The organism is Pseudomonas sp. GM33, from assembly GCF_000282295.1.
Classification (GTDB): Bacteria; Pseudomonadota; Gammaproteobacteria; order Pseudomonadales; family Pseudomonadaceae; genus Aquipseudomonas; species Aquipseudomonas laurylsulfatiphila.
This window is the reverse complement of sequence record NZ_AKJO01000087.1, coordinates 52,794-71,652: the sequence shown is the minus strand read 5'-3', so window position 1 is coordinate 71,652 and position 18,859 is coordinate 52,794. Positions and strand designations below refer to the sequence as shown.

Genomic DNA, 18,859 nt, shown 5'->3' with positions numbered 1-18,859 from the left:
ATGGGCCGGTTCAGCGATTTTTTCGTTCGCGAGCTCAGCCGGCATCAGGTCTGGCGGTTTTTTCTGCTCGCCACTCTGGTGTATGTCCTGCCGTTGATCCTCGCGGACTATCCCTACATCGACGACAACTGGCGCTCGCTGGCGGCGGGCATGGCCTGGTCCGAACAGGGTCGACTTTTCGCCCAGCTGTTCTACAACGCGCTGACCTTCAGCCATGCCGCGCCGAACATCTTTCCCTTGCCTCTGTTGATCGCCACGCTGGCCATGGCGGCCGCGCTGAGCAGCCTGACCTTCCATTACTTTCGCCAGCCGACCATTGCTTGCTGCCTGGTGTTGTTGCCGCTCTGGTACAACCCGTTCTTCCTGCAGAACCTGTCCTATCAATACGACGGTCCCGCCACGGCCCTGAGCCTGGTGGCGGTGATCTACGCGATCACCTTTCGTCATCCGTGGCGCAGCGTGCAATGGCTGGTGCCTTCGTTTCTGATTGCACTGGCGCTGGGGTTGTATCAGATCAGCCTGAATGTATTCCTGGGCCTGTGTTGCCTGGAATTGCTCAGGGCTGCCAACGATAAAACCGCCCCGGTGCCATGGCGCGACCTGCTGGGCTGGAAAGCCGCCCAGGTCATCCTCGGCGGGTTGATCTACAGCGTCAGCGCTTATCCGTTCATGGACTCCAATCGCACGTTGCTGCTCGATTGGACGGTGCATCCTTCATTGCAGATCCAGATCAACATTGCCCGGGTCCTGGAGAAAGTCGTGCTGCTGTTCCATGGCGGATGGCTCTGGGTGTTCGGCGGGTTGCTGTTGTTGGCGATAGCCGGGGCGGTGCGGCTGGGTCTGAACGTGGCGGCGCGTCAGGACGACGGGCCGAAGAAGCTGTTGATCGGCGTGATGTGCTTGCTGACATTGCCGGTGGTGACGCTGTTGGTGTCCGGTGTCGCGCTGTTTTTCCGCGACTTCAACGAGGGCGCCCGTACCTTGATGGGCTTCGCCGTGCTGCTGGTGTTGCTGTGCTATTTGAGCCATCTGGCGCTGGCGTCGATTCATGAGCGACTGCCACTGTTGTTGATCATTCCGCTGCTGGCCATGCTGTCTTTGTCGTTCGCCTATGGCCGGGTGCTGACGGTGCAGAAAACCTTCGCGTCCACGGCACTGGCCAGCCTTGCGTACGACATCGCCAGCCATCAGTCGCTGCGCGAGGCCAGACGGATCTACCTCTCGGTGACTTACTCCGACCATTGGTTGGTGGCGGCGGCAGGCTCGTTCAAGCAGATGCCGGTGCTGCACTACCTGCTCAACATCGACTTTTACATGCTGGCCGAGAACCTGCCGAAAGCGGGCATCACCAATGTGGTGGCGGAGCGCGAGCGGCGCAATGCGACGCGGGTTGGCTATCAGGGCTATCCGGCGCTGGTGGACAGCCAGTTCTACCGGATTTACCTGATTGGCGATTACGGTTTTATCGTGATGAAGGAGCCGGCCCCGAGCAAAACGCTGCGGTGGTGACGGGCGAAGATCAAAAGATCGCAGCCTGCGGCAGCTCCTATAGGCTGGGTCAGGCGGCGGCTACCTCGTTGGGCTCGAAACTGTCGGCCCGGGCCATCTGCCACATCCGCGAGTAGAACTCGCCGTTCACTTCGCCGGTCAGCAATTCCCCCGGCTTGAGGAACACGTGCAGTTGCGAGAACAGCTTGATCTCGGTCGCCGACATGCGTCGCACCAGATGCTTGGCCGACAACTGCGACGGATGTTCGAGGCCGGCAGCGGCGAGCATTTCCGCCAGGGCCTTGAGGGTGTTGCGATGGAAGTTGAATACGCGCTGGGCCTTGTCCGGCACCACCAGCGCGCGCTGGCGCAGGGTGTCCTGGGTGGCGACGCCGGTCGGGCATTTGTTGGTGTGGCAGCTCTGCGACTGGATGCAACCGATGGCGAACATGAAGCCGCGTGCCGAGTTGGCCCAATCGGCACCGATGGCCAGCACGCTGGCGATGTCGAAGGCGCTGACGATCTTGCCGCTGGCGCCGAGTTTGATCTTGTCCCGCAGGTTCAGGCCCACCAGGGTGTTGTGCACGAACAGCAGGCCTTCGCGCATCGGCACGCCGATGTGGTCGGTGAACTCCACGGGCGCGGCGCCGGTGCCGCCTTCCTTGCCATCGACCACGATGAAGTCCGGGAGGATGCCCGTTTCCAGCATGGCCTTGGCAATGCCCATGAACTCCCACGGATGGCCGAGGCAGAACTTGAAGCCCACCGGTTTACCGCCGGACAGTTCACGCAGTTGTGCGATGAAATGCATCATTTCGATCGGCGTGGAAAACGCCGTGTGGCGCGAGGGTGACACGCAGTCCTCGCCCATCAGGATGCCGCGGGTTTCGGCGATTTCTTTGGTGACCTTGTGCTTGGGCAGGATGCCGCCGTGGCCGGGCTTGGCGCCCTGGCTCATCTTGATTTCGATCATCCGCACCTGTGGCGTGCGGGCTTGCGCGGCGAAGCGTTCCGGGTCGAAGCGACCGTCGCTGGTGCGGCAGCCGAAGTAACCGCTGCCCAGTTCCCAGGTCAGGTCGCCGCCGTGTTCCCGGTGATAGGGACTGATACTGCCTTCGCCGGTGTCATGGGCGAAATTGCCCAGCTTGGCGCCCTGGTTCAACGCGCGGATGGCGTTGGCGCTGAGGGAACCGAAACTCATGGCCGAGATATTGAACACCGACGCCGAATACGGCTGGGTGCACTGCGGGCCGCCGACGGTGACGCGGAAACTGCCCGGGTCGCTCAACGGTGCCGGGCGCATGGAGTGGCCGATGAACTCGAAACCCGACTGATACACGTCTATCAGTGTGCCGAAGGGTTTGTCGGCGGTTTCGTTTTTGGCCCGGGAATAAACCAGCGAGCGCTGGGCCCGGGAGAAGGGCAGGGCGTCGCTGTCGGATTCGAGCAGGTACTGGCGGATTTCCGGGCGGATGCCTTCGACCAGGTAGCGGATATTGCCGAGGATCGGGTAATTGCGCCGCACCGCGTGGGGGCTTTGCAGCAGATCGAACAGGCCGATCAGGCTGAGGACGCCGGTGACGGCGGTGATCGGCCAGAGCCAGTCATAGTCAAGAAAGGGCAGGCTGGCGAGGGTGAAGATCACGCAGACGGCAAAGAAGGCGTAGCGGCTCAGGAGTGACAGGCTCATACGGTTTCCTTGGGTTCGGACTCAATGAATTTGGCTAAACACAAAACACTGTGGGAGCGGGCTTGCCCGCGAAGACGGTGTGTCAGCCACCATCAATGTTGAATGTGAGGGCCTCTTCGCGGGCAAGCCAGCTCCCACAGAAAAGCAAAGCGTTCCACAGGCCATTCAGGCATTTTGTGCCTGGAGAAAAATCGAAAACAGCTCGGACTGGGACTTGATTCCCAGCTTGCTGTACATGTGTTTCTTGTGGACTTTCACGGTTTCGACGGAGATTTCCAGCTTACGGGCGATTTCTTTACTGGAGCAACCGCTGAGCATCAAACGCCCGACATCCAGCTCCCGGGCCGTCAACTGCGCGCCCATGAGCTGCTGCACCGAGGCCTCCAGTTGCACCCGCCAGTCGGCTTGCGGCGGTGCGGGAGCGAGGGCCACCGCTTCGTTGATTTCATAGGGTAGACGCTGGCGCAACAGGCCGAGCACCCATGGCTGGATCAACGACAACAAGGCGATCTGCTGGCCGCTGAAGCGCTGAGTGCTGCCCAGGGACAGGCACAGCGTGCGGTCGCCTTCGAGCTGACAATTGAACTGGATTTCGTCGGCCACCACATTCAGACGAAAGTAGCGCTGGTAATACTCGGTCAGCTCGAAGTGTTCCGGGGCCACTTCCGACAGACGATACAGCCCGCTGCGCGACTGCTCGCGGCAGGCGATGTAGAAGGGGTCGAGCAGGTACAGGCCGCGCAGGTAGTCCTGGAACAACGGGTCGGGGCTGCCGTCAATGCCTGGGCATTCGGCGACCACCTGCGGGCGCTGATCGGTGCTGAAAAGCAGGCCTACCCAGCTGTCGAAGGGCACGTACTGTTCGAGCAAACGCACCAGCTGGATCCAGAAATTGGGCTTGTCCAGGGCGTCGATCAGTTGCCCCACCGAGCGGTGCCAGGCGATGTCGTCCAACGAGAGTGTCATGCATCTACCCCTATCGTGTTACCCCAGCAGCGTGATTCCCCGCCCGGTTGCTTGCTGCGCATACTGGCGCACAGACACCGACCGGGCAATCTTTCTGCCGCCCGGCCCCTGACAAGGAATACCCATGAAGGTCGAACTCGCCCAATTGGCAGGCCGTGACAACGACACGGCCTACAACCTCGAACGCACCCTGGCGGCCATCGCCGGGTGCGCAGCCGACACGCAGCTGATCCTGTTCCCCGAAGGTCATTTGATGGGCTTCCCTTCGGCGGAGTCCGTGGCCGATGTCGCCGAATCGCTGGACGGTCCGTCCGTCAGCGCGGTAATCGACGCCGCCCGTGAGCGCAATATCGCCGTGGCCATCGGCATGGCCGAAAGAGACAGCGGTCGCTTCTACAACACCACGCTGTTGATCACCCCTGAAGGCATCGCGCTGAAGTACCGCAAGACCCACCTGTGGGCCTCGGATCGCGGTGTGTACGAGGCGGGTGATCGCTACGCCACCTGCCTGTGGAACGGCGTGCGCGTGGGCCTGCTGATTTGCTACGACATCGAATTCCCCGAAAGCACCCGTGCCCTGGCGCAACTGGGCGCCGAACTGTTGATCGTCACCAACGGCAACATGGACCCCTACGGCCCGACCCACCGCACCGCCATCATGGCCCGCGCCCAGGAAAACCAGGCGTTTGCGCTGATGGTCAACCGGGTGGAAGAGGGCGATGGCGGTTTGTTGTTTGCCGGCGGCAGTGCGCTGGTCGATCCGCTGGGCATGCTGCTGTTCGAGGCCGGACGCGAGGAAGGGCAGTTTGCCGTTGAACTGGACCTGAAGCGGTTGACGGCGGCGCGGCGGGATTATCGGTACCTGGATGATCAGCGGCTGAAGTTGCCGGGGGCGGTGGTTGAGCATGCTTGCGGATTGCGCGAGCTGCTGATTCCCAAGGGCTGATCCAGATTCTGTGTGACTGGCGCTGGCCCCTTCGCGAGCAAGCCCGCTCCCACATTTGATCTCGGGCATTCACAATTCCAATGTGGGAGCGGGCTTGCTCGCGAAGAGGTCCTCCCAAACGAAATACCTGCTTGATCCTTCACCCAAGCACAACAATGCCACACCCGTAATTTGCGCCGAACTCGGCTCTGCCATAAATCCAATAAAATTCGGAGTAGTCGCTCATGGCTCGCTTGCGACGCACCCTGTCATTTCATCGGCCTGGCGGCGGCTCTTACATGAAACTCAAGCGTCCAAGGAGCGGTCGGTCGGTTGTTGGCCCCGTTCGTGTTTCTTTTTGTCGTCGGGCAGGGCGTTGATGCAGTAATTGATATGGCAAAAAACGAACAACACCGAGTAGACACGATTCATGGGTGGTTCGAAATTGTATTCGGCCAACGCATACGCCCGGATTGCCCTGCGTACGCGGAAGCACCAGACCAAAGAAACCAGCAAAGTCGTAACGTTCCACAAATGGCTTAGCTCCTCGGCATAGGCGACGGGAGTTATGATCAGCAAAGTCCCCAACCCCGACAGCGTCAGAAATCCGACCAGAAATGTCTCGGTCATGACCTTTGTGCGGGTGACCTCTTCAACAGCCGTCGAAACCCTGTATAGCCAGACGTACGAGTAGAGCCCAAACGTCAGCACCGACAAGAGAAGGAAGTGAAATGTCTTGATGTTGATTTTTTCTTTCAGCGTTGAAATGTCGGACATGCGAGGGATTCCAGTGGCGGAGGAGGGCGATTGACCGGTGAATATCGGGGCAGAACACGCTACCAAAGTCGCTTGTGGGAAATTTCCGGGCTTGTTGGCGGAGAGTTCCGGATTCACTCTTGGCCGAGTTTTGAAGGCATGGGATTCTGTGCATCCCTCAACATGGACCTATGGTCAGCGATGTCCTCTTCTATGAATGTTTCACCCAATCACTCCAGGTTCATCCGCATCGCCGCCGCGCTGTTGATCGGCCCTGACGGTCGTACGCTGCTGGTGCGCAAGCGCGGTACCACGGCGTTCATGCAGCCGGGCGGCAAGATCGAGCCTCACGAGCTGCCGGTTCATGCGCTGGCCCGGGAGCTGGAAGAAGAGCTGGGTCTGGACATCGACCCGGCGCAGGCCGTTTACCTCGGTCCCTTCTCGGCACCGGCGGCCAACGAACCGGGTTTTGTCGTACACGCCGAGCTCTTTCAACTGAACATTGATTCGGATGTCACTCCGGCGGCGGAGATCGAAGAGGTGATCTGGATCGACCCGGCCACCGAGGGCGGTGTCGTTCTGGCGCCATTGACACGGGACCTGATCCTGCCGTTTTATCGAGCATCGCTGACCGCGATCGCCTGATCATCACGCAAAGGACCTCGCCCATGATCCCGCTTCAAGACCTGCTGATTTTTGCCGCTGCCGCGTTGCTGATGGTACTGACGCCGGGGCCGAACATGATCTACCTGATCTCCCGTTCGATCTGCCAGGGGCGCAAGGCCGGGGTGATCTCCTTGCTCGGCGTGGTCGCGGGTTTTTTCGTGCACCTGTTTGCTGCGGCCGCCGGTTTGACCGCCGTGTTCCTGGCGGTGCCGATGGCCTATGAGGTGTTGAAGTGGGCCGGTGCGCTGTACCTGTTGTGGCTGGCCTGGCAGGCGGTCAGACCCGGTGCGCGCTCGCCGTTCGAGGCCCAGCAGTTGCCCCCGGATTCGTCGCGCAAGCTGATCACCATGGGCTTTTTGACCAGTGCCCTGAACCCGAAAATCGCGGTGTTCTATCTGTCGGTGTTTCCGCAGTTCATCACGCCGGAGCATGGCTCGGTGTTCAGCCAGAGCCTCATCCTCGGCCTGACCCAGATCAGCGTCAGTTTCTGCGTCAACCTGCTGATCGCCATGTTTGCCGCGGGGATCGCCTCGTGGTTCGTCAACAATCCCACCTGGCTGGCGATGCAGCGCTATTTCATGGGCTTCGTGTTGTCGGCACTGGCGCTGCGGCTGATGCTTGAGCAAAAACGGATGGCCTGAACATGTGGATCGAGCGACTGGATGCCAGCCATGCCCTGGACTATCGGGCACTGATGCTCGAAGCCTACGACCTGCACCCGCAAGCCTTCACCTCGAGTGTGCGCGAGCGGGCGGCGATGCCGCTGGGTTGGTGGGAGTCGCGCCTGACGAGCAAGCTGGACGTGGTGCTCGGGGCGTTCGAGGACGGCCGCTTGGCCGGCATTGTCGGCCTCGCCTTCGAGCCTCGGGAGAAGGCCCGGCACAAGGTGACGCTGTTTGGCATGTACGTCTCGCCAATGGTTCGCCAGCGCGGGCTCGGCTATCAACTGGTTCAGGCGGCACTGACCGAGGCGCAGCACCATGGAGGTTTGCGCCTGATCCAGTTGACCGTCACCGCCGGCAACGATGCCGCGTTCAACCTCTACCGGCGCTGCGGTTTCGTCCAGTTCGGCCTGGAACCGATGGCCGTGCGGGTGGGGGAGGATTACTTCGACAAGATCCACATGTGGCGCGAGCTCTGAAGTCACCGTAGATCCCCTGTGGGAGCGGGCTTTTGTGGCGAGGGGGCTTGTCGGATCGCCGCACCGCCCCGTTCGGCTGCGAAGCAGTCGTAAAACCTGTGCTTACGGAGTCACTAATGGAATGCAGGGGAGCGCTTCGCACTCCAACGGGGGCAAGCCCCCTCGCCACAAAGACTGCATCGTCTGATGGTTTCAGCGTACGGCACTCACACCATCCAATGTCGAAAACGACGTGTCCTTGGCCGTCAGCAAGAAGTCGCGCATGTACGGTGCATCGAGCATGTCGGCGCGGATCGCCGCATACAGCGTGGCGAACAAACCTTTCTCACCCAGCCGCTTGCCTTTTACATAACCCCGCGAGCTGTATTCGTGCAGCGCCCAATGGGGCATGCCGCACACGCCACGACCGCTGGCCACCAGTTGCATCATCATCACCGTCAGTTCCGAGGTGCGGACCTGGGCCGGTTCGATGTCGGCGGGTTCGAGGAAGCGGGTGAAGATGTCCAGCCGGTCCCGTTCCACCGGGTAGGTGATCAGGGTTTCCGGGAGCAAGTCTTCGGGGACGATATAGGCCTTGCCGGCCAGGCGGTGCTGGTTGGCCACCGCGAGCATCGCTTCATAGGTGAACAGCGGTACATAGGTGATCCCGGCCAGATCCAGCGGATCGGAGGTCACCACCAGGTCCAGATCGCCACGGGCCAGGGCCGGCAGCGGGGCGAAGGAAAAACCCGAGGCCAGGTCCAGCTCGACTTCCGGCCAGGCATCGCGGAACTGGTCGATGGTCGGCATCAGCCACTGGAAGCAACTGTGGCATTCGATGGCCATGTGCAGGCGCCCGGCGGTACCCCCGGCCAGGCGACTGATGTCGCGTTCGGCGGCGCGCAGCAATGGCAAGGTGGCATCGGCCAATTGCAGCAGGCGCAAACCGGCGCTGGTGAAGCGCACCGGTTTGGTCTTGCGCACGAACAACGGCATGCCCATGCGCTCTTCCAGCTCCTTGAACTGATGAGACAGGGCCGACTGGGTCAGGTGCAGGCGATCGGCCGCATCCACCAGGCTGTCGGCTTCGCGCAAGGCGTGCAGGGTCTTGAGGTGACGGATTTCAAGCACCGGGTTGCTCCATGAGTAAAACTTGTAGATAAACCGAAAAGGTTGAGTTTGTCTCATGTTGATGCCGCTGTCCACGACGGGGCACATTGTGTGCCCCGCCGTTGTCATTTTACAGCGTGGAAAAGTGTTTGTTGCCCAGCGGTTTGCCGATGTCGCCGCGCCAGATCGCGTCGACCGTACCGCCACTGGCGGCCACGGCCTGTTGCCATTTCAGGCCGAGGTTGCGTTGTTCCGGCAGTTTCAGATGGCCTTTGACGAATTCACCGAATGCCGGCTGGGCCGAGGTGTAGTGGAAGTGCGCGTACCACAGGGTTTGCGCCGGTTCGCTGCGCAGGTCGCGCACCTCGTACTCCTGCAGGAAATCCCGTCGTCCGTCGGCGCGTTTGCCCAGGTCGCGCAAGCCACCTTCCTTGCGGATGTCCACCCTCTGTTGTTCAACCAAATAGTCCAGATAGCCTTCGGTCGGGGTTTTGCTGCTCATGCTTTGATTGATGCGCAAGGTACGCCCCGTGCGCAACATCTCCTCCGCCCGCTTGCGCAGTTGCAGCGCTACGGCATCGGTGGGCGACAAGCGTTCGATGGCCTGGGCACGCATGGTCAACTCCGTGGCCTCGCTGCCCATCATGTGCTCAAGGTCGACCGGGAGCATGTCCTGCCGCGCATAGCCTTCGACTTTGCGGGTGTAGGCGTTTGCCGCCTCCAGCCTGTTCCTGGCTTCTGTCAGCAGTGGCCCGACGTCGGTGGGCAGTTCCGGCTGTACGGAAGCCGTTGGCTCGCTGAGGCGATATTTGCCGCTGGAGCGCGGCAGCCAGGTTTCCGTGTGGCCATCGACCCCTTCGATGGTGATGCGCTTTTGTCGGGTGACGGCGTCGGTGCTGGCGATGCCGATCAGCAATTGGTTGTCCTCGGTCTCGAACAGTTGCTGTCCGGGCCGGCCTTCTTTGGGCACCACAGAAGGTCGCGTCTTGATGGCCCGGCGTGCAAAATCTTCAACCTTGTCCAGGTTGTCCAGAAACGCGGTGACCTGTTCCAGGTCCAGATGCTGCGGATAGCCGAGGGTCCAGGCGCCCAGCTGACGCCGGAACTCGGTATAGGTGACCAGGCAGTCTTCGAGGACTTTACTGCGCTGGCTGACGTTGGCGCTCACCTGGGGTAGCTGATGTTGCGTCAGCAGCGCGCGGCCGACCTTGTTGCGGGCTGCTTTCAACTGCAATTGGAAGTACGTCCAGGACAGGTCGGTCACCGCGTCATAACGGGTGATGATTTCCAGGGTGTGCGCCGTTTTCAGGTAGTAGTGATTGGCCTCGCTGAGTTTCTCATTCACGTTCGTCATGGCCTTCGCAATCTCCTTTTTTTGCGCCGGGTTAGTGATGCGGCGGTTCCAGCGATTGGCTTCCTCGACCGTCGCATGGAGCTGATCGAAATCTTTGAGAAAGTTTTTGCGGATCTCCTTGCGTTGCGCCATGAACTGCAAGTGCGCGGCGGTATCGGTGATCGCTGTGGCATCTGACCGGGCGATCAGCTGATCGATACGATTGAGGTGTTCCACCAGCCGTTCCTTGGCCAGGTTGATCCGCCGCACCGAACGGTCGACGATGATCCAGGCGCAGCTGCTTTGGGTTTTTTCGATATCCGTGCTTTTGCGACCATGGCTGTACGGCATCAGCTCATCGAGATTCAGGTATTGGGCCTGGGCAAGGTCGATATCGTTCGCGCAGGCGACATCGACACGGGTACGAAGGGCCGGGCGTTGCTGAGGTTCGAGACCGAAGTAGTGCTTAAGTAGGGTGTTGTTGCTTTTGGTCTGGGTATCGAGCCGTAGCGTGTAGGCGTCGGCGGTATGGGTCAGGGTCAATTGCCGGCGCAAGGCGCGGTCGGTCCACCAGCGCGGCAGCCAGCGGCGAATGGCGGCAGGCCAGAGTGGGTCAAGCCCGTCGGCCATGTGTCCGAGCACCGCGCCACCGCCCACGCCACCCCCTTCGATCACGGTGCCGTACACGGCGTAGTGGGTGTTCCAGTGGCCTGACTCATCGAGGGCGACTGGCTGTTTGTAGGTCCGGCTGCTGGTGCCGCTCAAACGCCAACGGGGTGGTTCGCCTTCCAGCTCGATGCGATAGATTCGTCCCTGGCTGAGCATGAAGTCGCCGTCGGCGTGGCGATACACGTTGCGATAAATGCCTTCGCTGCCCGGTTGCAGGTCCGCGAGGGAAATCGGTTTTTCATATTCATAACCCTTGAAGCGCTCCAGCGACCGCCGTGCCTGGCGTTGCGTCGATACCTGCAGGGCCCGCGGACTTTTGCCCAGCGCTCGCCACTGACGACTGCGCGTGGCGACGCGGGCGACACCTGGGGTGGCTGTGGTGCCGGGGAGAATGTCCATGGCCGCGTCGATCAGCGACAACAGCACCGCCTCCACCTCGGCCAGGCCATGGCCGACTTCACCGCGCAGGAAGGCCGCCACCGCCAGGTTGGCGCTGTTCCAGGCGTCGTACAGGGCGATGGCCGTACCGACGAAGGGCAGCATGCCCACGGCCATTTTCAGGTAGTTGAACATTGCGCCGGACTTCAAGGCGACCTGCTCCAGGTACAACGCATCATTGGAGCGCGACGTCGCCCGATGGGCTTCCAGCAAACGGCCCATGTGTACATTCAGCAGATGCGCCGCCAGGGAGGTGCTGGCCGGCCAGGGCGTACCGACGCCGATCAGCCCGTCGAAGTTTTTCAATAGGGCCTGGTTGATCCGACTGACGTGCTGGGCGACATCGCCCGTCAAGGCCCGGCCGGCCAGGTAGTTGACCATCGGGCTGCGCAGGCAATCGTTGAACAGGCGCATGCGTGCCTGTTCAAGGCTGTCGAACTGGCGCAGATAAACGCCGTCGGGGCTGTCAGGCAGATACAGCAGGGTCAGGCCGCTGACGTGCTCCACGATAAAGGTGACGCCGGACAAGGTGCTCGGTCCCTGGGCGTGGGTGTCCTTGCCGCCCACGGTCAGGTGCGCGGGCAGCAACTCGATGCGCTTGCCGTCGCTGGCAAAGGCTTCACGGCTGTTGGCGTCGATGGCGATTTCCAGCACTTGCCGGCCGTTGGCATCGATGTCCTTTGCCAGCTCGGCGAATTCGCCTTGCAGGCGAAGCATCAGGCGCCACGGCTCACTCAGGCATTCGCGCCGATGTTCATTACTGAACGTCGATGCCGTCGAGTTGCCGAGGATCATCTCGCGGATCAGCCTTTCATATTGCCCGGCCAGATCCAGCTCGGTGACCAGCTTGCTCAGCCAGGACGTCGTGATGGCGCTTTTCAGTTTCTGCTGTTGTGCGGCGTCGGCACCGCTGACCTCGACCTGCATGAACGACAGTCGCCACCACATTTCCTGATCGATGTTGCTCAGCGCCAGCTCACCCAGGGACAGCTTGCTGCGCTGCTCGCTGGCGAACAGCACATTTTGCTGAGGGGTGCCCGGAGCTGCACCTTCAATGACTACTTTGCGCCAGCTGGTTGAGTCCGGAACGTCGAGCAGCACCTGTACCGCTTGAGTGAGGTCGAAGTCCTGGCGCAGCCGGGCGTCGACAGCCTTGATGGCGAAGGCTTCCCGTGGCGGCAGTTCACGTTCGAGCCACGCGTGGGAGCGCTGCATCGCGCCGATCCAGGATTTGAACAGCGTCTTGAGCCGGTCACGCTGCACGGTGGGCAGTTCGCGATGCCACGACGGCAATTGACCGGCCAGCGCACTGCTCTGGTTTTGCTCGACGATGCGTGCGTACACCCAGTCCCGGGCGGCCGATTGGGGGACGGTCAGGCAGGCGAGGGTCTGCTCGCGCAGTTTTTCCAGTTCGGCCGCACGCTGGCGGGTACGAGGCGGAACAGGATTGGCTGCGATGATTCGGGCCGCTTGTTGTTCACAGCTGTGGAGCTGGATTTGCAGGGCGTATTCAAACGGCGAGCTGCTCAGAGGCAAAATGTGCAGTGCCAGAGCAGGGTCGTTGACCGGGCGTTTGAACAGCGATTGTTCCAGCAGCTGTCGAGAGGCAAACCGTTGCAGTCCACCGAAGCGTCCGGGCCAGTAGAGCAACAGGCTGTCGGTCGAATTCGCCAGCAGCGCCGAGGGTTTGGCAAACAGCAGAACGCCGTCCAGTTCCTCGGTTTGCGTGCGGCGGGTGTCGCCTTCGGTGTCAGTTGCCGACAGTTCCAGCCGTGCGACCACCAGGTCGGCCGCGCGGGGCTGATCGGGGGCATCCAGCACACTGACGAGACATTGATGCTCATCACTGTCGATCTGATTCAGGCTCAATTGCAGTTCGGCTTCGGCGCGCAAGCCGTCCTGGCGTGCCTGGAGCAGGGCGGCGTAATGCGGGCCCGGCTGGTGGCGCAACTCCAGCCATTTGAGGCCATCGGCGGCGTCCAGTAGTGCCGTCGCGGCGGCGTTGCTGGCCTGCTCGGCAGCGCTGAGGGTCTCGAGTTGCTGGTGCAGGCGTTGCAGGCGTGGATCCTTGGCGTCACCCGTAAAGTCGTCGCCGAGCAGACTCTCCAGGGCCGTGCGTTGTTGTGCCAGCGCGCGGTGCCGCACGCCCAAGGGAATATCGGGACTGAGCTGGCCGAACAGGGCCGCGTCGTCGTCAGTCTCCACAAGGGGAAGGTCGGGGGGCGCGGTCAGTACGGCAGCATTGCCGGGCCGGTCGGCGGGGGCGACGGACAAGCGGGACAACAGGGCTTCGGCGCCGGTGCGCAGCACAGCCTTGTCGAGGACGGTGTAATCGACGCTGCCCTTGTCCATCGACAGCCGGGGCTGGTCGAACCGCTGTGGCTGATGCTCGGTCAGCCAGCGCTCCAGTTCAATCCGGCTTTGAAAGGTCATCCAGACGGATGAGTGTGAAGGCAGGTACAACAGCTGAGCGACCGGTTGATCGGTATCCCGGGTGATGACCAGCGCGCCCGACAGAGGGGTAGACAGGCCGTTGTCATCGTTGAGATTCAACTGTTCGACGTACACCGGGTGCTGGTCCGGCGTTGGTGTTGGTGTTTGCGCTGGCGGGTCGATGAGCGCCAGTAACGTTTTGATCTGCCCGGCATCGAGGATGCCTTGGGCAAACGCCCATTGGCTCGACACCTCGAAATGCTGGCGATACAAGCGGATGGCTTGTTCCCGACGCGAGTGATCGGTGCCGAGCGCACGTGCGCTCCACCAAGCGGTGTCGAGGTGGGCTTGCGAGCTTTGCGCCATGAGGCTGAGCCACTGCTCGCAGCATTCTTCCCAGCGTGCCGAGGCGCTCAGGCTCAGGCCCTGGTCCGGGTTGGCGGGCAATGGGTAGATGAGGCCGAAATCGGCCGTAAAGGGTGTGGTTTCGTCAACCATGACGATGAGTCTCCAGAAAGCCGGGCCGTGCCGGCGGTACGGGCATTAGGCGGCAGTCGACAGGAGGAGGGGCGGTACATAGTTATCGCGAAACCGGGTGTGGTGCCGGATGACCGCCCGGCGCTCTTCATCAAACTGTCATGGAACTGTGGCAGCGCGCTTGAACAAACTTCATCAGACTCGCGCTCTACTGGGGTTCTGCGTTTTGGTGTTTTTCCATGGGTGCTGCATTTTTTTCACGAATCGTATTTCTGGCCGCATTGTTGTTCGGCCTGCCGTCGTTGGCGGCCTCGCGTTGTGACGTCAATGTTCCGACCGAGCGGGTGGATCTGGCCCAGGTAAGCCTGGCGTACCAGAGCATCGGTCGTGCGTCGGATCCGGCCTTGCTGCTGGTGATGGGCCTGGGCGGGCAGTTGATCCACTGGCCGGACGAGGTGGTGGTCGCCCTGTGTCAGCAGGGGTTCCGGGTGATTCGCTATGACAATCGCGATGTCGGCCTGTCGACCTGGCGACAAGCCCCGGCCGAAGCCAACCTGACGTTCGAAGTGCTGCGCTACAAACTCGGATTGCCGGTGTCGTCGCCGTACTCGCTGACCGACATGGCCGACGATGGCCTGGGCTTGATGGATGCCTTGCACATCGATCAATTCCACGTGTTGGGCGCCAGCATGGGCGGGATGATCGCCCAGCACATGGCGGCCATGGCCCCGCAGCGGGTCGAGAGCCTGACCCTGATCATGACCAGCTCCGGGGCCGAAGGCTTGCCGGCGCCGAGTGCGGCGCTGGTGCAATTGCTGGCGCGACGTGGCGCACCGAACCGCGAGGTGGCCCTGGAGCAACAGGCCGACTTGCTGGCGGCGCTGGGCAGCCCGATGGTGAGCGATGATCGTCAGGTGCTGCTGCATCAGGCGGCGCAGTCCTATGACCGGGCGTTCAATCCCGAGGGGGTAAAACGCCAGATCATGGCCATTCTCGCCGAGCCGAGCCGGGTCGCGCTGCTCAACAGGTTGCGGGTGCCGGCGCTGGTGGTCCATGGCACGGCCGACCCCTTGCTGCCGGTGATGCACGGGGTGCATCTGGCGGCGCATCTGCGGGGCAGTCAGTTGGTCTTGATTCCGGGCCTGGCCCATCGTTTCCAGGAGGCGTTCAAGGCCCCGTTGCTGGCGGCGGTGTTGCCGTACTTGCGCGAGCACCGTGAAGACACTTCGCACTGGGCGCAGATCGAGCCTGTGGCCGATCACAATCTCCTCTAACCCTCGATCCCCTGTAGGAGCTGCCGAAGGCTGCGATCTTTTGATCTTGAAAATCAAAAGATCGTCCGAACGCGGCCCGAGCCTTCGGCAGCTCCTACAGGGGAGCGATCAGATCGAGTTCAATGGCTCAGGCCGTATTTTTTCACTTTGTCGAACAGCGTGGTCTTGGCCATGCCCAGTTCCTGGCTGGCCTGGGTCAGGTTGCCGCCGCTGCGTAGCAAGGCATCGCTGAGCAGGTTGCGTTCGAAGGCTTCCACCGCTTCGGCAAACGCCAGGCCTTGATTGCTGCCGCCGGCACCGGTTTTCTTGAACGCCGGCAGGCCCAGGGCAAAGCGCTCGGCCACGTTGCGCAGTTCACGCACGTTGCCCGGCCAGTCGTGGCTCATCAAGTTGGAAACGGTCTGGTTGTCCAGCTCCGGCACCGCGCGGTCGAAGCGCAGGGACGATTGCTGCAGAAAGTGTTCGAACAGCTGCAGGATGTCTTCGCGACGCTCGCGCAGCGGCGGCAGTTCCAGGGTCACCACGTTGAGGCGGTAGTACAGGTCGCTGCGGAATTCGCCGGCCTTGCTCGACTCGACGAGGTCGGATTTGGTCGCTGCGATGACGCGGCAATCCACCGCCACGCTCTGGTTCGAACCGAGGCGTTCGAGGGTGCGTTCCTGCAATACCCGCAGCAGCTTGATCTGCAAGGGCAGGGGCATGCTTTCCACTTCGTCGAGGAACAGCGTGCCGCCGTCGGCGTGTTCGATCTTGCCGATCCGTCGTTTGCCCGCACCGGTAAAGGCGTTGGCTTCGTGGCCGAAGATTTCGCTTTCGAAGAGGTTCTCCGGCAGGCCGCCGCAGTTCAAGGCAACGAACTGCTTGGTGTGTCGCCGACTGAAATCATGCAGGCAGCGCGCAACCAGTTCCTTGCCGGTGCCGGTCTCGCCTTCGATCAGCACGTTGGCCGACGTATCGGCGACGTTGGCGATCAGTTCCCGCAGGTTCTGCATGGCCGGCGAGCGCCCGATGATGCGCCCTTCGAGGGAGTCGCGCTCGGCCAGTTGTCGGCGCAGCGACGACACTTCCCGTGCCAGGCTGCGTTGCTCGAGGGCGCGGCGGGCCACGTCCACCAGGCGCTCCGGGGAGAACGGCTTTTCCATGAAGTCGTAGGCGCCTTTCTGCATCGCACCGACGGCCATGGAGATGTCGCCGTGGCCGGTGATCAGCACCACCGGCAGGCTGCGGTCGCGCTCCTTGAGCCGGGTCAGCAACTCCAGGCCATCGATGCCCGGCAGGCGAATGTCGCTGACGACGATGCCGGCGAAGTTGTCGCCGACCCGTTCCAGGGCTTCTTCGGCGCTGCCCACCCCGATGCAGGGAATGTCTTCCAGGGTCAGCGCCTGCTGGCAGCCGAGCAGCACATGGGGGTCGTCTTCGACGATCAATACACTAAGGTCGTTGTTCATATTGGCTCGGCGGAAGTGGGGCTTACCAACGGTAAACTGAGGACGAATGCGGTACCACCGCTGGCCGGGTGCTCGACACCCAGGTGACCGCCGGTGGCGGCGGCCAGGCTGGCAGAGAGGGTCAGGCCAAGGCCCAGGCCCTGTTCGCCGGGTTTGGTGGTGAAGAAGGGTTCGAACAGGTGCTTGCGCGCTTCGGCGTCGATGCCGTGGCCGTTGTCACGCACGCGCAGCCGGTATTTGCCATCGACGGTTTCGCCTTCGAGCCACAGCTCGGGTTGCGGCTGCGCTTGCATGGCGTCGAGGGCGTTGCCGATCAGGTTGACCAGAATCTGCTCCAGGCGGGTCTGGTCGATTTGCACCTGCACAGCGTCAAAATGGCGGTGCAATTGCAAAGGCGTGTTTTCCACCCGCGCGCCGTGCAATTGCAGGGCCGCGTCCACCGCTTTGCCGAGGCAGGCCTGCCCCTTGTCGTCACCGCGCCGGGCGAACGAGCGCAGGCTGGCGGTGATGCGGCCCATGCGGTCGATCAGTTCATTGATGGTCTTGAGGTTGGTGCTGGCGACGTCGAGCTGGCCGCGTTCGAGGAAGCGCACGGTATTGCCGGACAAGGTGCGCAGCGCCGCCAGCGGCTGGTTCAGTTCGTGGGCGATGCTGGTGGACATCTGGCCGATGGCCGCGAGTTTTCCGGCCTGTACCAGTTCGTCCTGGGCGCGGCGCAAGGTCTCTTCGGCGTGCCGGCGTTCGCGGATTTGCCCCTTGAGCCGCTCGTTGCTGGCGCGCAGGTCGGTGGTGCGTTCGGTAATCCGACGTTCCAGCTGGTTGTTGGCTTCCTGCAAGGCTTCCCGGGCCGCGAGGCGGGTGGCGATCACCTTGCGCCGCTCGTTCCAGGCGATCAACAGGAAGGCGCAGAGGGCAAACGCCACGGCCACCAGAATCCCCTGGTTGATCGCTTCGCGGCGCAAGTCCTGGAGCGGCGTGAGCAGGGTGAAATTCCACGGCGTATCGCTCAAGGGCCGGGTTTGCGACAGGTAGCTGATGTTTTCATCGTCGGACACCAGTTCGCTGTTGGCCGGGAACGTGAGTTTCTCCACGCCTTCGGACAGGGTTTCCCGGGCCACCGGCTGCAGTTCGTTGAGCGGGAACCAGTAGTACTGCAGGCTGCGGGCAAGTTTTTCCTTGGTTTCTTCGCTCAGCGGCACCACCGATTTCAAGCGTCGGGCCGGATCGCTGGAGAGAATGATGATGCCGTTCTCGTCGCTGACGAAGGCTTCCAGCCGCGCGCGCTGCCAGCGCTCTTCCATGGCTTCCAGGCGCACCTTGACCACCGCGACGCCGATGATCTTGCCGTGTTCTTCCAGGCCATGGGCCAGGTAGTAACCGGGTTCGCCGTTGGTGCTGCCGATGCCGTAGAAACGCCCCGGCTGACCGCGCACGGCGTTCTGGAAATAGGCGCGAAAGGACAGGTCTTCACCCAGGTAACTGTCGACATCGCGCCAGTTGCTGGTGGCCATGACGCGGCCGGTGGTGTCCATCACGTAGATGGCCCGACTGCGGCTGCGCCGGTTCAGGCCTTCGAGGTAATCGTTGACCGTTTGCCGGTGTTCCGGGGTCGGGTCGGCCAGCAACTGCGAAACACTGGTTTCGAGCTCAAGCAGGCTGGGCAGGTAAGTGTATTTGCTGATTTCGCTTTCGACGGCGCGGGCATGCAGTTCCAGCTGACGCTGGCCGTTTTCGCTGAGGTTGCGAATGCCATAGTGCTCACTGATCCAGAAGCCGATGTAGCCCAGGCCGATCATCATGGCGATGATCAGTGGCGGCAGGAACAAATGACGAACCAGACGGGGTTTCACGGCGAGTGATGGCGACGCTGCGCGATAAAGATTAGGGTCGCATTTCATCACAGATGCCTTGGGTCAACCACCACTACAGCCTTGACGCGCCCTTGTAGGAGCTGCCGCAGGCTGCGATCTTTTGATCTGGCTTTTGATTCTGGCGAACGTCCGGTCACAAAAGATCAAGATCAAAAGATCGCAGCCTGCGGCAGCTCCTACAGGGGCGGCGGTGTT

The 18,859-nt window shown here is 62.0% G+C and carries 13 protein-coding genes; 6 read left to right on the top strand and 7 right to left on the bottom strand.

Translation table 11 applies throughout. The features are described 5' to 3' along the window. A complete protein-coding gene (locus PMI26_RS14200; protein WP_007975107.1) occupies positions 1 to 1,509 on the top strand; it encodes a glucosyltransferase domain-containing protein in 1,509 nt (502 codons plus the stop codon). A 49-nt stretch (positions 1,510 to 1,558) separates the two neighbouring features. Here the strand turns inward: PMI26_RS14200 and PMI26_RS14205 are convergent, their stop codons facing one another. Continuing rightward, positions 1,559 to 3,178, bottom strand: coding sequence for an FMN-binding glutamate synthase family protein (locus PMI26_RS14205; protein WP_007975104.1), 1,620 nt, complete (start codon positions 3,176 to 3,178; stop codon positions 1,559 to 1,561). Positions 3,179 to 3,343: 165 nt separating this feature from the next. Further along, complete coding sequence (locus PMI26_RS14210; protein WP_007975102.1) at positions 3,344 to 4,144, bottom strand: helix-turn-helix transcriptional regulator; 801 nt, start codon at positions 4,142 to 4,144, stop codon at positions 3,344 to 3,346. A gap of 124 nt (positions 4,145 to 4,268) precedes the next feature. On the opposite strand from PMI26_RS14210, the gene PMI26_RS14215 reads away from it, so the two are divergent. Next, on the top strand, positions 4,269 to 5,090 hold the full coding sequence (locus tag PMI26_RS14215; protein WP_007975099.1) for a carbon-nitrogen hydrolase family protein: 822 nt from the start codon (positions 4,269 to 4,271) through the stop codon (positions 5,088 to 5,090). A 285-nt stretch (positions 5,091 to 5,375) separates the two neighbouring features. Here PMI26_RS14215 and PMI26_RS14220 read toward each other — a convergent pair whose 3' ends face one another. Continuing rightward, a complete protein-coding gene (locus PMI26_RS14220; RefSeq protein WP_007975097.1) occupies positions 5,376 to 5,846 on the bottom strand; it encodes a DUF4234 domain-containing protein in 471 nt (156 codons plus the stop codon). Positions 5,847 to 6,038: 192 nt separating this feature from the next. On the opposite strand from PMI26_RS14220, the gene PMI26_RS14225 reads away from it, so the two are divergent. From PMI26_RS14225 to PMI26_RS14235, 3 genes are read left to right on the top strand one after another with little or no spacing between them, the layout of a single operon-like run. After that, positions 6,039 to 6,470: an NUDIX hydrolase gene (locus PMI26_RS14225; RefSeq protein WP_086776974.1), complete on the top strand. Its 432-nt coding sequence runs from the start codon at positions 6,039 to 6,041 to the stop codon at positions 6,468 to 6,470. Positions 6,471 to 6,493: 23 nt separating this feature from the next. Continuing rightward, positions 6,494 to 7,132: a LysE family translocator gene (locus PMI26_RS14230; protein WP_007975093.1), complete on the top strand. Its 639-nt coding sequence runs from the start codon at positions 6,494 to 6,496 to the stop codon at positions 7,130 to 7,132. A gap of 2 nt (positions 7,133 to 7,134) precedes the next feature. After that, positions 7,135 to 7,632 carry a GNAT family N-acetyltransferase gene (locus PMI26_RS14235; protein ID WP_007975091.1) on the top strand — a complete coding sequence of 166 codons (498 nt, stop codon included), beginning with the start codon at positions 7,135 to 7,137 and terminating at the stop codon, positions 7,630 to 7,632. A 192-nt stretch (positions 7,633 to 7,824) separates the two neighbouring features. On the opposite strand, the gene metR is transcribed toward PMI26_RS14235, so the two are convergent. Together metR and PMI26_RS14245 are read right to left on the bottom strand one after the other, a co-directional pair. Continuing rightward, positions 7,825 to 8,742, bottom strand: coding sequence for a transcriptional regulator MetR (gene metR / locus PMI26_RS14240; protein ID WP_008000240.1), 918 nt, complete (start codon positions 8,740 to 8,742; stop codon positions 7,825 to 7,827). Positions 8,743 to 8,851: 109 nt separating this feature from the next. After that, the gene (locus tag PMI26_RS14245) at positions 8,852 to 14,092 is read right to left on the bottom strand and encodes a dermonecrotic toxin domain-containing protein (RefSeq protein WP_007975087.1); all 5,241 of its coding nucleotides are present in this window, start codon (positions 14,090 to 14,092) and stop codon (positions 8,852 to 8,854) included. A gap of 218 nt (positions 14,093 to 14,310) precedes the next feature. On the opposite strand from PMI26_RS14245, the gene PMI26_RS14250 reads away from it, so the two are divergent. Further along, positions 14,311 to 15,345 (top strand): alpha/beta fold hydrolase, encoded by a 1,035-nt coding sequence (locus PMI26_RS14250; protein ID WP_007975085.1) that lies wholly within the window; start codon positions 14,311 to 14,313, stop codon positions 15,343 to 15,345. Positions 15,346 to 15,464: 119 nt separating this feature from the next. Here the strand turns inward: PMI26_RS14250 and PMI26_RS14255 are convergent, their stop codons facing one another. Then, positions 15,465 to 16,793: a sigma-54-dependent transcriptional regulator gene (locus PMI26_RS14255; protein WP_007975084.1), complete on the bottom strand. Its 1,329-nt coding sequence runs from the start codon at positions 16,791 to 16,793 to the stop codon at positions 15,465 to 15,467. Beyond that, entirely contained in the window at positions 16,790 to 18,691 is a 1,902-nt protein-coding gene (locus tag PMI26_RS14260) for a sensor histidine kinase (RefSeq protein WP_007975083.1), read from the bottom strand. The genes PMI26_RS14255 and PMI26_RS14260 overlap by 4 nt, the downstream gene beginning before the upstream one ends. Positions 18,692 to 18,859: the final 168 nt, after the last annotated feature.

What these genes read in the sequence shown, in the direction of transcription:
- PMI26_RS14260 (WP_007975083.1), bottom strand. Translation starts at nt 18,691, where the DNA reads ATGAAATGCGACCCTAATCTTTATCGCGCAGCGTCGCCATCACTCGCC.
- PMI26_RS14200 (WP_007975107.1), top strand. Translation starts at nt 1, where the DNA reads ATGGGCCGGTTCAGCGATTTTTTCGTTCGCGAGCTCAGCCGGCATCAG.
- PMI26_RS14235 (WP_007975091.1), top strand. Translation starts at nt 7,135, where the DNA reads ATGTGGATCGAGCGACTGGATGCCAGCCATGCCCTGGACTATCGGGCA.
- PMI26_RS14230 (WP_007975093.1), top strand. Translation starts at nt 6,494, where the DNA reads ATGATCCCGCTTCAAGACCTGCTGATTTTTGCCGCTGCCGCGTTGCTG.
- PMI26_RS14205 (WP_007975104.1), bottom strand. Translation starts at nt 3,178, where the DNA reads ATGAGCCTGTCACTCCTGAGCCGCTACGCCTTCTTTGCCGTCTGCGTG.
- PMI26_RS14255 (WP_007975084.1), bottom strand. Translation starts at nt 16,793, where the DNA reads ATGAACAACGACCTTAGTGTATTGATCGTCGAAGACGACCCCCATGTG.
- PMI26_RS14210 (WP_007975102.1), bottom strand. Translation starts at nt 4,144, where the DNA reads ATGACACTCTCGTTGGACGACATCGCCTGGCACCGCTCGGTGGGGCAA.
- PMI26_RS14225 (WP_086776974.1), top strand. Translation starts at nt 6,039, where the DNA reads ATGAATGTTTCACCCAATCACTCCAGGTTCATCCGCATCGCCGCCGCG.
- PMI26_RS14215 (WP_007975099.1), top strand. Translation starts at nt 4,269, where the DNA reads ATGAAGGTCGAACTCGCCCAATTGGCAGGCCGTGACAACGACACGGCC.
- PMI26_RS14250 (WP_007975085.1), top strand. Translation starts at nt 14,311, where the DNA reads ATGGGTGCTGCATTTTTTTCACGAATCGTATTTCTGGCCGCATTGTTG.
- PMI26_RS14245 (WP_007975087.1), bottom strand. Translation starts at nt 14,092, where the DNA reads ATGGTTGACGAAACCACACCCTTTACGGCCGATTTCGGCCTCATCTAC.
- PMI26_RS14220 (WP_007975097.1), bottom strand. Translation starts at nt 5,846, where the DNA reads ATGTCCGACATTTCAACGCTGAAAGAAAAAATCAACATCAAGACATTT.